This is a genomic window from Streptomyces sp. NPDC038200, from assembly GCF_055600785.1.
Map to the genome: position 1 here is coordinate 1 of NZ_JBVJYH010000037.1, position 13,656 is coordinate 13,656.

Sequence of the window (13,656 nt, forward strand, 5' to 3'; positions counted from 1 at the left end):
TGCGGTGCAGTCCTAGACAGCTCCACCACACCGGAGGTCTTCGCCATGATCAAGCCCGCCAAGTGTCAACAACGCTCGTGATCAATACACCTAGGGCCGACTACACCTCGCCGGTGGCGAACAGTTCGAGGTGCCCGCACTGGGGGCAGCGGTACGCCTCGATCTGCCGCCGGGGCCGGCCCAACCGCTTGGCACCCCCGAAGATCCCCCGCTCCAACGCCCCCTCGATCCAGCGCGCGTACCCGCGCGAGTGCTCGCCGGCGTCCTCGATGAAGCCCTCCAGCAGACCGACGGTGCCGCAGTGGGTGCACGTGTAGTTGTTCATGCCGCGAGTGTAGGAAACGGTGCGGCCGCGATGGAATCGGCGTCGGTTCGTGCCGGGCCGGGACAGCGGAGACTCAGGCCCGCGGTCGCCATGAGGGCGCGCTTCCGGCGGCAGCCTCGAACCCCCCGTCCTGGCACGCAGCACTTCCAGAGGGGCTTGTTACCCACTTTCGGGTGAGCCCTTGTGTCGAGGTGGGGTGGCGTGGGCCGGCGGTCCGTCGCCTCGGACCAGTGTCTCCCAGGGCGCCTGTGCTCGATATGCCGTCAACAGGGTGCATTCACGCCATGAATGGTCGATACAGGTGAGAGTTACGGCAATCTGCTGAATCGGTAATGGTGTGCGCATGTGCCGTCCAGGGCGGAGGTGCGGGGCGGAGGGTGTGGGAGCACGGTCGTCGTCTCGCAGCGGGAGCAGGCGGCTGCCACGTGAAGGCGTCCTGGTCCGGCCCCCTCGGACCGGCCTCCACGAGGACCACCGTCCCCACGCGGCCGAACACACGGACACACGACGAATCAACGGAACGAACCGAAGGAGAAGCAGCCGTGAAGAGGATCAAGCACGTCACGCTGGTGGCAGCGGCCACCCTCGTCGGCGGACTGGCCCTGGCCGGACCCGCGCCCGCGGCCCAGGTCCATCCGGCGTCCGCCCCGCCGGTGCGGCACGCGGCCACCTGCTTCAACCCCCTGCACGTGTACGAGAGCGTCAACTACCGCGGGGCGTGGAAGAAGTTCTGCTCCTCGGACCGGTACCTGAGCAACAACAAGTGGCCCCACAGCAGCAAGAAGATCAACGACAGCATCAGTTCGGTCAAGAACGTGGACGGCTGCGTCTGGAGGGTCTTCCAGGACTACTCGTACCGGGGGCAGTACATGACCTTCTACCAGCACACGTCGGCCGCTGACCTGAGGAACACCGACATCGGCAACGACACCATCAGCTCGCTGAAGAAGTACTGCTGATCACCCGGCCGTCCCCGGGGCGGGTGTGCCACCTCGTCCGTGGAAGATCCGCCCCGGGCTTCTTCGAGGGGAGGTCCCTCTGTGCGACTACGGACGGTCTCGGCTGCCGGCGCCCTTCTCGTCGTGGGCGCCATGGCCACAGGGTGCGGCGACCGGCACCATGACGACACGGTGCACCAGCGTGCGCCGCGTGCCAGCCGGGAGGTTCGCGCCCTGGCACTGCCGTTGGACGCCTTCGCCCTTCAACTGCCCGATCTCACGCGCGTACAGGACGCCGAAGACAGTCTGACGACGGCCTGTATGGCCCGGCAGCACCTGGTCTGGCCCGGCATCCACCGCGACCCGAACGGCAGCCCTGACCAATGGCCGAATCGCTACCGCTACGGCCTCGTCGAGACAGAGGTCGCCAAGCGGTTCGGCTACCACCCGTTGCCCGACCCGGAAGCCGACCGGCGCAGCGTTCAGTACAACGCGCGGCAAGCCTCGCTCAGTTCCCGGCAACGCCTCGCCGCCTACGGCCGCGACGGTGAAGGCGGCTGTCGCACCGAAGCCGTCGAGCACCTGCTGGCCGGCGTGCCCCATCCCGACTGGTCATTGCTCAACAGGATCTCCACGGACACCTACCGGCGTGCGAGCAGAAGCAAGGCGGTGACCCATGCTCTGCGCGAATGGAGCGCCTGCATGCGGCATCACGGTTTCGCCTACGCCGGCCCGGCGTCCGCCGCCGATGATCGCCGTTGGAACACCAGGACACCGACCCGGCCCGAAATCCGCACCGCCCTCACCGATGTCGCGTGCAAGCACCGCTCCGGTCTGGTGGCCGTCTGGCGAGAGACCGAGGCCGCCCTGCAGCGCCAGGCCATCAACGCCCACCCAGGTGCCTTCCACGCTCTCAAGGAAGCCAAGACCCGTTACCTGTCCAACGTACGGAAGGCGCTCGCCCGCCCTGGGGGACAGCCCGCTCCAGCTCCCACGGTCAGGAGAGCTCTCCGCCCGCTGCACCGACCGGACTGAACGCGACCGGTTCGTCGACCGGTGCCGACCGGCCGATGGGGTCGCACCGGCGGCCTCTCGCGCACCGACGGTCGAGTACCGCGCACGTGAACGCGATCACCAGGCGCTTCCAGTCCCGGTTCGACGAACAGCCAAGGGACGCGTGTCCCCTCACGCCACGCGATGTCATGCGCTGTGCCGAACATGTCCAGGGCCCGTCGCCACTGCCGCTGGTCTCTGTTGCTCCGGCGTCGTTCATCTGACGTACTTCGCCGACCATCGGGGTCGTCGGGCGTGGCGAAGCTCTGTGTGGCGTCTGACGGAAACAGGCCGGCGGATGTACTTCCACCAGGGCACCTTGACCGGTTGAGCGGGCGCGACCGCCGTCCGCGAGGGCCGCGGTTGCCCAGCCCGCTGCGGCCGCGCCCGTGCCGGAGCCGCCCGGGTCCTGCGGCCCTCATGAGGCTCCGGCCTCTGTGGCGGCCGTGCACTGCGAAGCCACTGCCAGTGCGCTGTCACGCCATTCGCGGATGCCGTCACCTCGTAGCGTGACAGCACCGGCCGCCGCGGCGCGGGCTCGGCCGGTCGGCGTCCGCGCGCCGGCGTTACCGTTCCTTCCCCGGTCGGCGACTTCGCTTCGCCAAGTCAAGTGAGGAGTCGTCGTGTCCAAGGAGCTGGACGGCGCCCGCTCGGCCCTGGGCGGGTGACTGACTCTCATCGATGAGCCGTCCTCGTCGATGATCCGTCGGCCCGTCGAGCGGACGTGTCAGTGAGCCGTCGACTCGTCACCGAGCGGCGCGCGCGTGCCCTTCTCGACGCACCCACCCCTTCGACTTCCCGACCCCACTCCTTCGACGCGACGGGTGAGACCCATGGCAGAGCTGACCGACATCACGCATCACACCGCCACTCTCAACGGTATCCGGCAACACTGGGTCAGCGCGGGCGAAGGGCCGCCGGTGTACCTCCTGCACGGTTTCCCCGAGACCTGGTACGGCTGGCGCAAGCAGATCCCCGCTCTCGCCGAGCGGTTCACCGTCATCGCACCCGATCTGCGCGGGTACGGCGACACCGAGAAGCCGGCGTCCGGCTACGACAAGCGGACCATGGCCAACGATGTCATCGCCCTGATGGACCACCTCGGCCACGAAAGGATCGCCCTGGTCGGGCACGACCGGGGCGCCCGTGTCGGCACCCGGTTCGCCAAGGACCACCCGGACCGCATCGACCGGTTCGTGGCGATGGACAACATCCCCACCCGGGTCATCGCCGACACGTACGACGTGACGCTCGCCCGGCAGGGCTACTGGTTCTTCACCTTCCTCGGCGTGCCGGACCTTCCGGAGGCGCTGATCGCGGGCCGTGAGGAGACCTGGCTGACCCACTTCTACCGGAGCTGGTCGTACGACCCCGAGATGCTCTCCCCGGAGGAGATCGCGGTGTACGTGCGCGCGTACCAGCAGCCGGGCGCCGTGCGCGGGTCCTGCATGGACTACCGCGCGGCCCCGCAGGACGTGGAACAGGACCGCGCGGACGCCGACCGATTGATCGACTGTCCCGTGCTGACCCTGTGGGGCGAGGACTTCAGCGCCGTGGGACAGGCCTACGACGTCCTGGAGGTCTGGAAGGGCATCGCCCGCGAAGTCCGCGGCGTGCCCATTCCCCGGTGTGGCCATCTCTGCCAGGAGGAACGCCCCGACATCGTCAACGCCGAGCTGCTCGCCTTCCTCGCGGACTGGAAGGGCTGATCGTCTCGACGGCCGAACGGCTGAATCGGCGAACGGCCGAACTGCTGAATCAGCGACAGCCGAACGGCTGAATCGGCGAACAGCCGAACTGCTGATGCTGCCCGGCTCGCGGGGTTCAGTCGGCCCGCAAGCGCACAGGGCACCCACAGGACACGTTCAGTGCACGCGCAGACAGATTAAGACGCGGCCAGTCCGTAATGCTCAGTTCTGTACTTCACCCGATCTATCTGTACCTCATCCGATCTAAAGGAGTCAGTCATGTCCGTTTCCGACAAGCCGACCGTGGTCCTGGTTCACGGCGCCTTCGCCGATGCCTCCAGCTTCGCCAGTGTCATCCCCGAGCTGCTCGCCCGCGGCCTGGACGTGGTGGCCCCCGCCGTGCCCAACCGCAGCCTGATCGGTGACGCCGCCTACGTCGCCGCGCTGGTCCGGCAGATACCGGGACCCGTGATCCTCGTGGGCCACTCCTACGGTGGCGCCGTCATCACCGTCGCCGGTGTGGAGGACAACGTCCGAGCACTCGTCTACCTGGCCGGCTACGCGCTGGAGAAGGGCGAGAGCCTGGGCGAGCTTCAGGGCCGTTTCCCGGACTCCGACCTCGCCTCCGCGCTCGTCTTCACACCGGTCGCGGTCGAGGGCTCGACCACTCCGGGTACCGACGTGTCGGTGCAGCCGGACCGGTTCCCGGCCATCTTCGCGGCCGACGTCGACCCGCGGCTCGCCGCCGTCCTCGCCGTCTCCCAGCGCCCGCTGGCCGCCCAGGCGTTCACCGAGGCGGCGCCGGCCGCGGCCTGGAAGACCAAGCCCAGCTGGGGCCTCGTCTCCTCCGCCGACCACACGATCAACCCCGATGTGGAGCGCTACGGCTACCAGCGGGCCGGCATGACCACCGTCGAGGTCGACTCCTCCCACCTGGTGATGCTCGCCCACCCGCAGCGCGTCGTCGACCTGATCGAGGAGGCCGTCCGGGCCACCGCGGACGCCCCGGCCGACTCCCACTGACCGGCCAGCGGCCCTCCTCTCCTCCCAGCACAGGAAGCATGTGATGAATCCTCCGATCTCGCGCCGTACCGTCGCCGTCTCGCTGCTGGCGGGCGCCGCCGCCCTCGGTGGCACGGGTGTGGCGTCCGCCGTCCCGGCGGCGGCACACCGCCACCGCCACCGGCCCCCGCTGTCGTCCCGGCCCACCGTCGTCCTGATCCACGGGGCGTTCGCCGACGCCTCCAGCTGGAGCGGTGTCGTCGAGCGGCTGCAGCGGCAGGGGCACCGGGTGGTGGCGCCGGCCCTGCCGCTGCGCGGCCTGACGAGCGACGCCGCCTACATCCGCAGCGTCCTGGACAGCATCGACGGGCCGATCGTGCTCGTCGGGCACTCCTACGGCGGCGCCGTCATCAGCCACGCCGCGGCGGGGGCGACCCAGGTCAAGGCACTCGTGTACATCGCGGCCTTCGTCCCCGACATCGGCGAGAGCGCCCTCGGCCTCACCGACAAGTTCCCCGGCAGCACCCTCGCCCAGGCCACCACGAGCCAGTCCTACCCGCTCCCCGGCGGCGGCGAGGGCCAGGAGCTGGTCATCCGCAAGGACCTGTTCCGCAAGCAGTTCGCGGCCGGTGTCCCCGTCACCACGGCCCAGGTCATGGCCGTGGGCCAGCGCCCCATCGCGCTGGCCGCGCTCCAGGAGAAGGCCACCGCGGCAGCCTGGAAGGACATCCCCAGCTGGTACCTCGTGGCCGACCAGGACCGCAACATCCCCCCGGCCGCCGAGCGCTGGATGGCCCGCCGCGCGCGGGCCCACACGGTCTCGGTGCGGGCACCCCACGCGGTCTCCGTGAGCGACCCGGCGCCCGTCACCGAGCTGATCCTGCGCGCCGTCCGCGCCGTCGCCCCCGCCCACCAGCACCACTGAGCGCACGGCACCCCGCAGGACGATTCCGGTCCCGCGGGGTGCCGGGCCGCTCACGGGCGGCGGCCGGCCCGCACCGCCGACCGGCCGCCGCCCGGAACCCCAAGGAAGGGAGCACCGCATGGTCCTGTTCGAACCGGACCCCGACAGGCTGCGGCCGCACCGGACGGCAGGCCCGCTCGCCGACCGGGTGCCCGCCGACCGGGCGGCCGGCACACCGGAACCCCTGCGCACGGACCTGGTCCGGCTGCTGGGCCCGCACAAGGTGCTGCACACACTGTCCGACCTGGTCAAGTACGCCTCCGACGCCAGCCCCTACCGCTTCGTACCCCAGGTCGTCGTGCTCGCCGAGTCCGCCGAGGACGTCGCCGCGGTGCTGCGCTACGCCCACGCGCACCAGCGCGAGATCGTCTTCCGGGCGGCCGGCACCTCGCTGAACGGCCAGGCCCAGGGCGACGACATCCTGGTCGACGTACGCCGTCACTGGGACGGAGTCGAGATCCTCGGCGACGGCGCACGGGCGAGGATCCGACCCGGTACGACCGTGGGGCGGGCCAACATCGCACTGTCCCGGCACGGCCGCCTCCTCGGACCCGACCCGGCCAGCTCCAGCGCGTGCACGGTCGGCGGAGTGGTCGCCAACAACGCCTCCGGCATGACCGCCGGCGTCACCCGCAACTCCTACCGGCTGCTGTCCTCCCTCACCGTCGTCCTGGCGTCCGGCACGGTCGTGGACACCGCGGCCCCGGACGCCGACGCCGAACTGCGCCGGGCCGAACCCGGACTCCACGAGGGCCTGCTCGCGCTGAAGGCCGAGATCGAGGGCGACCGTGCGCTCGTCGCCCGCATCCGCGCCAAGTACGAGCTGAAGAACACCAACGGCTACCGCCTCGACGCCTTCCTGGACGGGACGACCCCCGTGGAGATCCTGCGCGGGCTGATGGTCGGTTCCCAGGGCACCCTGGGCTTCATCGCCGAGACGGTGTTCGACACCGTCCCCCTCGACCGCCGCACGCACACGGCCCTGCTGTTCTTCCCCGACCTGACGGCCGCCGCCGCGGCGGTGCCGCTGTTCAACGACGCCGGCGCACGCGCCGTGGAACTGATGGACGGCAACACCCTGCGGGCCTGCGCGAGCGTCGACGGAGTCCCCGCCGACTGGGCGGACCTGCCCCGGGAGACCGCCGCGCTGCTGGTGGAGTTCCGCGCACCCGACGAGGCCGCGCACACGGCGAACCGGCGGGCGGCCGCCGCCGTCCTGACGAACCTGACGCTCGTCACCCCCGTGCCGTCCGTCACCAACCGCTTCGTCGAGGACCCGGCGACCGTCCACACGTACTGGCACGCCCGCGAAGCCTTCATGACGGCCGTGGGCAAGGCACGGCCGGACGGGACGACACTCATCACCGAGGACTTCGCGGTGCCGCCCTCCCGTCTCGCCGAAGCGTGCCGGGCCCTGGCCGAACTCCAGGAGCGCCACGGTTACGAGGCCGCCGTCGCCGGGCACGCGGCCCACGGCAACCTGCACTTCCTGCTGGCCCTGGACGCCGCCCGCCCGGAGGACGTGCGGCGCTACGCGGCCTTCATGGACGAGTTCTGCACCATGGTCGTGCAGCGCTTCGACGGCTCCCTCAAGGCCGAGCACGCCACCGGCCGGAACATGACCCCGTTCCTGGAGTCCGAATGGGGCCCCCGCGCCACCGAGCTGATGTGGCGTATCAAGCAGACCCTCGACCCGCACGGCGTGCTCGCCCCCGGCGTCGTCCTCAACCGCGACCCGGAAGCCCATCTGCGCGGCCTGAAGACCATCCCCGTCATCGAGTCGGCCGCGGACCCCTGCATCGAGTGCGGCTTCTGCGAACCGGTCTGCCCGAGCCGCGACCTCACCACCACACCACGCCAACGGATCGTGCTGCTCCGCGAGATGATGCGTCAGCCGGCCGACTCCGACGCCATGGACCGGCTGCTCGACTCCTACGGCTACGACGCCGTCGACACCTGCGCGGGCGACTCGACCTGCAAGATCGCCTGCCCGGTCGGCATCGACACCGGCGCCATGATGAAGGGCTTCAGGCACCAGAGGCACTCCCGGCGGGAGGAGCGCAACGCCGAGCGGGTCGCGCGACGGTTCGGCCTGGTCGAGTCGTCGGTGCGGACCGCCCTCGGCGTCGCGGACCACGTGGGCGACCGGATCATGGGGAACGTCACGTCGGCGCTGCGCCGGGCTGTCTCGCCCGAGCTGGTGCCCGAATGGATCCCCGGCATCCCGTCACCCGCTCCCGCGAAGCTGCCGGTCACCGACCGCGGGTCCGCCGTCGCCGTCTACTACGTGGCCTGCGTCAACCGGATCTTCGCCGGGCCGGACGGCGCGGCCGACCCGTCGCTGCCCGAGGCGATCGTCGCCGTCTCCCGACGTGCCGGACGGCCGCTGTGGGTGCCGGCGGACATGACCGGCTCGTGCTGCGCGACGATCTGGCACTCCAAGGGCTACGACGACGGCAACACCCTGATGGCCAACCGCATCGTCGAGCGGGCCTGGGAGTGGACCGACGGCGGCCGGCTGCCGCTCGTCGTGGACGCCTCCTCGTGCACGCTCGGCATCGGCCACGAGGTCCGGCCCTATCTGACCCCCGAGAACCTGCAGAAGCACGAGCAGCTCACCGTCGTCGACTCCGTCGTCTGGGCCGCCGAGCTGCTGCCGCACCTGGAGGTGACCGAGCCGCTCGACAGCGCGGTGCTGCACCCCACCTGCTCCATGCGGCACCTGGGCGACGTGGAACAGCTGCGCGCCGTGGCCGAGTTCATCGCGCGGGACGTCGAGGTACCCGTCCACGCCGAGTGCTGCGGCTTCGCCGGCGACCGCGGGCTGCTGCACAAGGAGCTGACCGAGGCGGCGACCCGGCACGAGGCCGAGGAGGTCGCCGCCGGGACGTTCGACGCCCACCTGTCGGCCAACCGCACCTGCGAGATCGGCATGGAGCACGTCACCGGACGCCCCTACCGGTCCGTGCTGCTGGCCCTCGAACGCGCCACCCGCCCCACCCGATGAGCGCGGTACGGCGCTTCGACTCCCACCCGTCCCTCTCACCCCACCCGGGAAGTACACCGTGCGCATCGCCAATCTCGCCGGACGCCTGGTCCTGATCACCCCCGACGGGGCGGTCGACGTCAACAAGGCCAGCGACGGACGGTTCTCCTCCGACCCGCAGGCCGTCTACGAGCGATGGGACGAGTTCCGCACCTGGGCCGCCCATGCTGACCACAGCGGCGCGGCACCGTTCGACCCGGCCGGCCTCGGCGCACCGGCGCCCGCCCCCCGCCAACTTCTGGCCGTGGGCCTGAACTACCGCGAGCACATCTCGGAGGCCGGTTTCACCCCGCCCGAGGGCATGCCCCCGGTCTTCACCAAGTTCGTCACCAGCCTCACCGGACCCGTGACCGAGGTGAAACTGCCCCACGGCGGTCACACCGACTGGGAGGTCGAACTGGTCCTGGTCATCGGTCGTGCCGCGCACCGGGTGCCGGAGGCCGAGGCATGGAACCACGTCGCGGGTCTCACCGTCGGTCAGGACCTCTCCGAACGCATCCTCCAGATGGAGGGCCCCGCGCCCCAGTTCAGCCTCGGCAAGTCCTTCCCCGGTTTCACCCCCACCGGGCCCTGGCTGGTGACCCCCGACGAGTTCGACGACCCCGACGACCTGGAACTGACCTGCGCCGTCAACGGCGAGGAGGTGCAACGCGACCGCACGCGCCACCTCATCTTCTCCGTCCCGGCCCTCATCTCGCGGCTGTCCCACGTGCTCCCGCTGCTGCCGGGCGACGTCCTGTTCACCGGCACGCCGGCCGGCGTCGGCCTCGGCCGCTCGCCGCAGCGCTGGCTGGGCGACGGCGACGAACTGGTCAGCTCCGTCGAGGGCATCGGCGAGCTGCGGCAGAGGTTCGCCGCCGCCTGATCACCGTGGCGCCCGGCACCACACCGGCGCGACAGCCGCAGGGCAACGGCAGCGTCACCTCGCCGTACACCCGCAGGGCAACGGCAGCGTCACCTCGCCGTACACCCGCATCGCCCTACACCCAATCGCTGTACACCCACGCCGTACACCGATCCACACGCCCACATCGTCCGAAGGACCATCATGAAGATCTCCACGAGAGCCACGCGCACGAGCCTGCTGGCCGCGGCGGCGGCTGCCGTCCTGGCCGTGACCGTCACGGGCCCGGCGACCGCGGCTCCGACCGGGGACGTGCATTTCGTGGCACACCTGGACCTGGCAGCGGGACAACGCCCGGAGAACATCGTCCTGGAGCCGTCCGGCGCCGCCGACGTCACCTTCGCGTTCAGCCGGCAGGTCGCCCGCATCACCCAGGACGGCGTCGTACACGTCCTCGCCACCCTCCCCGAGCCCCCGGACGGCGCCACCACCCCGGCGCTGACCTCGCCCTTCCTGGGCGGCATAGTCCGCACGCACGACGGCACGCTGTACTTCCTGTACGCCACGGGCAGCGCGGACCAGACCGGCCTGTGGCGCTTGCGCCCGGGCGGCATCCCCCAGCGCATCGCCGCGCTTCCCGCCGACGGCCTGCCCAACGGACTGGCTCTCGACGAACGGACGGGCCTCTTCTACATCGCCGACTCCGTCCTGGGCACCGTCTGGCGGGTGCCGGCCACCGGTGGCGTGCCGACGCGCTGGGCCGCCTCGTCCGAACTGGCTCCCGAGGGCTTCCTCGGTGCCAACGGCATCAAGATCCACGGTGGTGCCGTCTGGGTAACGAACCTCGACAAGGGCACCGTACTGCGCATCCCGATCGGTGCTCGCGGCACCGCCGGTCCGGTCCGGATCCGGGCGACCGGACTCGTCAACATCGACGACTTCGCGTTCACCGGTCACGGCGACACCTTGCTCGCCGCGATCAACGCGGACAACGAGATCTCCGTCGTCCGGCCGGACGGCAGCCACAGTGTCGTCCTCACCGGCGCGGACGGCCTCCGGAACCCGACCTCGCTCGCCGTGCGGGGCTCGACGGCCTACGTCGCGAGTGCCGCCTATTCCACCAACGACGACCCCAACCTCCTGGCCGTCCGGGTGCACCGCGGTGCCTAGCTCCAAAGGGGCGGGGGCGGGGGCGGAGTCGAAGGAGCACGGAGTGCCGAACCGCCCCTGATCGGTGAACCGGTCCGAGTCCCCGCACGCCGGATGAAGGGACGCGCCCCGCGACTCGACGAACGGGACGGCTCCGGGGTCACCATGTCCTCCCCACCCTCACCCTGAGGCCAGGACCGCAAGGCGCCGCTGCCGTCGCTCGCCCGGCGGCAGCCGCACGGAGTACCCGTGCTGCGACCGGAACCTGTCCGGCGGAGCACGCGGGCTACTAGGCTGGGCCGATGGAACATCTATCCGATGTGCCCGAGGTGTACGACCGGTCCGCAGACCGGGACCGGGTGAACGCCTACGACAGTTTCGCCGAGGCGTACTCGGCGGAGAACGAGAACAATCTCGTGAACGCGTACTACGAGCGGCCCGCGATGCTGGCCCTCGCCGGAGACGTGGCCGGCCGTCGGATCCTGGACGCCGGCTGCGGCTCGGGCCCCCTGTCCGCCGCACTGCGTGACCGGGGCGCGGTCGTCACCGGAATCGACGCCAGCGCCGGGATGCTCGCTTTGGCCAGGCGGCGGCTCGGTGACGACGTGGCCCTGCACGTGGTCGACCTGAGGGACCGCCTGCCGTTCGCCGACGGTGCGTTCGACGACGTGGTCGCCTCGCTGGTGCTGCACTACCTGGAGGACTGGGGGCCGACGCTGGCCGAGTTGCGGCGAGTGCTCAGGCCCGGCGGCCGTCTGATCGCGTCGGTGGACCACCCCTTCGTGGCCTACACGTTCCAGGATCCTCGACCGGACTACTTCGCGACCACCAGCTATTCCTTCACCTGGACGTTCAACGGGCAGTCCGCCCCGATGAGGTTCTGGCGCAAGCCGTTGCACGCGATGACCGATGCCTTCACCACCGCCGGTTTCCGTCTTGCCGCCATCAGCGAGCCACAGCCCGACCCGGCCGCCCGTGAGCTGTTCCCCGACGACTTCCATGATCTTTCGACCAGGACCACCTTCCTCTTCTTCGTCCTCGAGGTACCGCCGTCGGCCGCCGGCTCGGACGACTGAGAACTCGCGACGCGATCTTGTCGAACGGCCCTGTCCGGGGGCTCGGCCCGGCCCGGACCTGCCGGCGGCGGCTGGAGCGGTACCCGCCGCGACCGTGCGAGCGATCATCGGGGGCACCGGTCACGGAAACCGCGTGACCGGTGCCCAGGATCAGCTACGGGGAGGTGCTGCCGACCGCCGCTAGTTCCGGTAGCGGAACACGATCCGGCCGCGCGTCAGGTCGTACGGCGGGAGTTCCACCAGCACCCGGTCTTCCAGCATGATCTTGATGTAGTTCTTGCGGATCTTCCCGCTGATGTGCGCGAGCACCTGGTGGCCGTTCTCCAGCTCCACGGTGAACATGGCGCTGCGCAGGCACTCGACGACCTTGCCCTCGACTTCGATGACGTTCCTGTTCCTCGTCATCGCACCAGCTCCAGGTTGCTGCTCATCGGCCGGGCGCCGATGCCCTCGAACAGCGCCGCGGCTGCCCGGTTGGACTCGTGCACTTCGGTCCAGGCCGCGGCGGACCCGGAGCGGTGCAACGTCCCCAGCGCGTGGGCCAGCAGCGCCCGCGCGATGCCCCGGCGCTGCTCGCCGGCCCGGACCGCGACCAGCCCGATGCGCGGCCGCTTCACCCTCACCACCCGGATCAGCCCCAGATAGCGGCCCGGCACCGCGGCCACGGTGTACGTCGACGGGTCGACGATGGTGTCGTCCGCGGGGCGGGGAATCACCTCCGCGGGCATCGACTGCCATCCGACGGTCGCCTCGACTTCGTCACGGATCGCGCGGTCCACCGCCCGCAGCAGACTCTCGTCCGCCTGACCGGCGGGCACGATCGTCACACCCGGGGGCGGCAGGACCGCCTCGAGCCCTGTGACCCGTGGATCGGTCGGCACGCCGTACTCCCACTCGCGGCGCCGGACCGTGAAACCGGCCCGCCGCCAGGCGGCCGTCAACGCGACGTCGGCTTCGTCGACCACCGTGTACAACGGCGCCGGCAGTTCCGCCAGCATCGCCTTGGCGAGCCGGTCGAAGGCGGCGTCGTGCCAGGCGTCGATGCTGACGAACAAGCGTCCGTCGGGCCGGTGTGCCGCATGCCCCCGGCCGACCACCAGGTCGTCATCCAGCGCATGCCATTGCCTGTCCGCGACGCGCGTGATCACCACCGCGTTCTCGCTCAGACCAGACGTGAAAGGTTTTGTGTTCATCGGAGTCTCCCTCCAGGAGTGCGTCGATCTCAGGCGCTCCTGGCGACACCGAACGTCAGCCGCCGGACCGTGACGGGTTGAGGGAGCACCCATGGGTGACTGTGTTCACGGGGCTCACCTCCATACGACGACTTCACGGTCCACCACGAAAGTAGCAGCGGGGCGCCGCCTCGCTCACATACTTTTCGCACGACTCGCCGCACGATCACGATCCGGCCCTCTCGAGGCGTCTCCAGCGTAGGTCACCGGATGCGGGGGCTCAGGGGGTTCGCTGAGACGATCGTGCGGAAGCACTCGACGTGGACGCGGCGACGTTCGGCGCACCGGTTGACCCGCCGCGGCAATGACGCAAGGAACTCTTCATGGAGGGGGGGCGAT

Annotated in this window: 13 protein-coding genes; 9 read left to right on the forward strand and 4 right to left on the reverse strand. The window is 70.5% G+C overall.

Annotated features, from left to right (window positions below; genetic code table 11):
* Nucleotides 1-100: 100 nt before the first annotated feature.
* Nucleotides 101-325, reverse strand: coding sequence for a hypothetical protein (locus tag ACZ7KF_RS40215; protein ID WP_471087212.1), 225 nt, complete (start codon nt 323-325; stop codon nt 101-103).
* Between the two features lie 542 nt (nt 326-867).
* Between ACZ7KF_RS40215 and ACZ7KF_RS40220 the strand changes: the two genes are divergently transcribed.
* Entirely contained in the window at nt 868-1,284 is a 417-nt protein-coding gene (locus ACZ7KF_RS40220; RefSeq protein ID WP_471087215.1) for a peptidase inhibitor family I36 protein, read from the forward strand.
* A 123-nt stretch (nt 1,285-1,407) separates the two neighbouring features.
* Nucleotides 1,408-2,298, forward strand: a complete 891-nt coding sequence (locus ACZ7KF_RS40225) for a hypothetical protein (RefSeq protein ID WP_471087218.1) — start codon at nt 1,408-1,410, stop codon at nt 2,296-2,298.
* On the opposite strand, the gene ACZ7KF_RS40230 is transcribed toward ACZ7KF_RS40225, so the two are convergent.
* A complete protein-coding gene (locus ACZ7KF_RS40230; protein WP_471087221.1) occupies nt 2,196-2,738 on the reverse strand; it encodes a DUF5959 family protein in 543 nt (180 codons plus the stop codon). The genes ACZ7KF_RS40225 and ACZ7KF_RS40230 overlap by 103 nt on opposite strands.
* A 411-nt stretch (nt 2,739-3,149) precedes the next feature.
* Here ACZ7KF_RS40230 and ACZ7KF_RS40235 point away from each other — a divergent pair, with 411 nt between their 5' ends.
* From ACZ7KF_RS40235 to ACZ7KF_RS40265, 7 genes are all read left to right on the forward strand, one after another.
* Nucleotides 3,150-4,025, forward strand: coding sequence for an alpha/beta fold hydrolase (locus ACZ7KF_RS40235; protein ID WP_471087224.1), 876 nt, complete (start codon nt 3,150-3,152; stop codon nt 4,023-4,025).
* 258 nt (nt 4,026-4,283) lie between these two features.
* Nucleotides 4,284-5,027 carry an alpha/beta fold hydrolase gene (locus tag ACZ7KF_RS40240; RefSeq protein WP_471087227.1) on the forward strand — a complete coding sequence of 248 codons (744 nt, stop codon included), beginning with the start codon at nt 4,284-4,286 and terminating at the stop codon, nt 5,025-5,027.
* 43 nt (nt 5,028-5,070) lie between these two features.
* Complete coding sequence (locus ACZ7KF_RS40245) at nt 5,071-5,931, forward strand: alpha/beta fold hydrolase (RefSeq protein ID WP_471087230.1); 861 nt, start codon at nt 5,071-5,073, stop codon at nt 5,929-5,931.
* A gap of 118 nt (nt 5,932-6,049) precedes the next feature.
* A complete protein-coding gene (locus ACZ7KF_RS40250) occupies nt 6,050-8,977 on the forward strand; it encodes an FAD-binding and (Fe-S)-binding domain-containing protein (protein ID WP_471087233.1) in 2,928 nt (975 codons plus the stop codon).
* Between the two features lie 58 nt (nt 8,978-9,035).
* Entirely contained in the window at nt 9,036-9,881 is an 846-nt protein-coding gene (locus tag ACZ7KF_RS40255; protein ID WP_471087236.1) for a fumarylacetoacetate hydrolase family protein, read from the forward strand.
* Between the two features lie 183 nt (nt 9,882-10,064).
* Nucleotides 10,065-11,030, forward strand: coding sequence for an SMP-30/gluconolactonase/LRE family protein (locus tag ACZ7KF_RS40260; protein WP_471087239.1), 966 nt, complete (start codon nt 10,065-10,067; stop codon nt 11,028-11,030).
* A gap of 281 nt (nt 11,031-11,311) precedes the next feature.
* Nucleotides 11,312-12,085 (forward strand): class I SAM-dependent methyltransferase, encoded by a 774-nt coding sequence (locus ACZ7KF_RS40265; RefSeq protein WP_471087242.1) that lies wholly within the window; start codon nt 11,312-11,314, stop codon nt 12,083-12,085.
* A gap of 180 nt (nt 12,086-12,265) precedes the next feature.
* Here ACZ7KF_RS40265 and infA read toward each other — a convergent pair whose 3' ends face one another.
* Both infA and ACZ7KF_RS40275 read right to left on the reverse strand, forming a co-directional pair.
* On the reverse strand, nt 12,266-12,490 hold the full coding sequence (gene infA / locus ACZ7KF_RS40270) for a translation initiation factor IF-1 (RefSeq protein ID WP_212914249.1): 225 nt from the start codon (nt 12,488-12,490) through the stop codon (nt 12,266-12,268).
* Nucleotides 12,487-13,278: a GNAT family N-acetyltransferase gene (locus tag ACZ7KF_RS40275; RefSeq protein WP_471087246.1), complete on the reverse strand. Its 792-nt coding sequence runs from the start codon at nt 13,276-13,278 to the stop codon at nt 12,487-12,489. Before ACZ7KF_RS40275 ends, infA begins: the two co-directional genes overlap by 4 nt.
* Nucleotides 13,279-13,656: the final 378 nt, after the last annotated feature.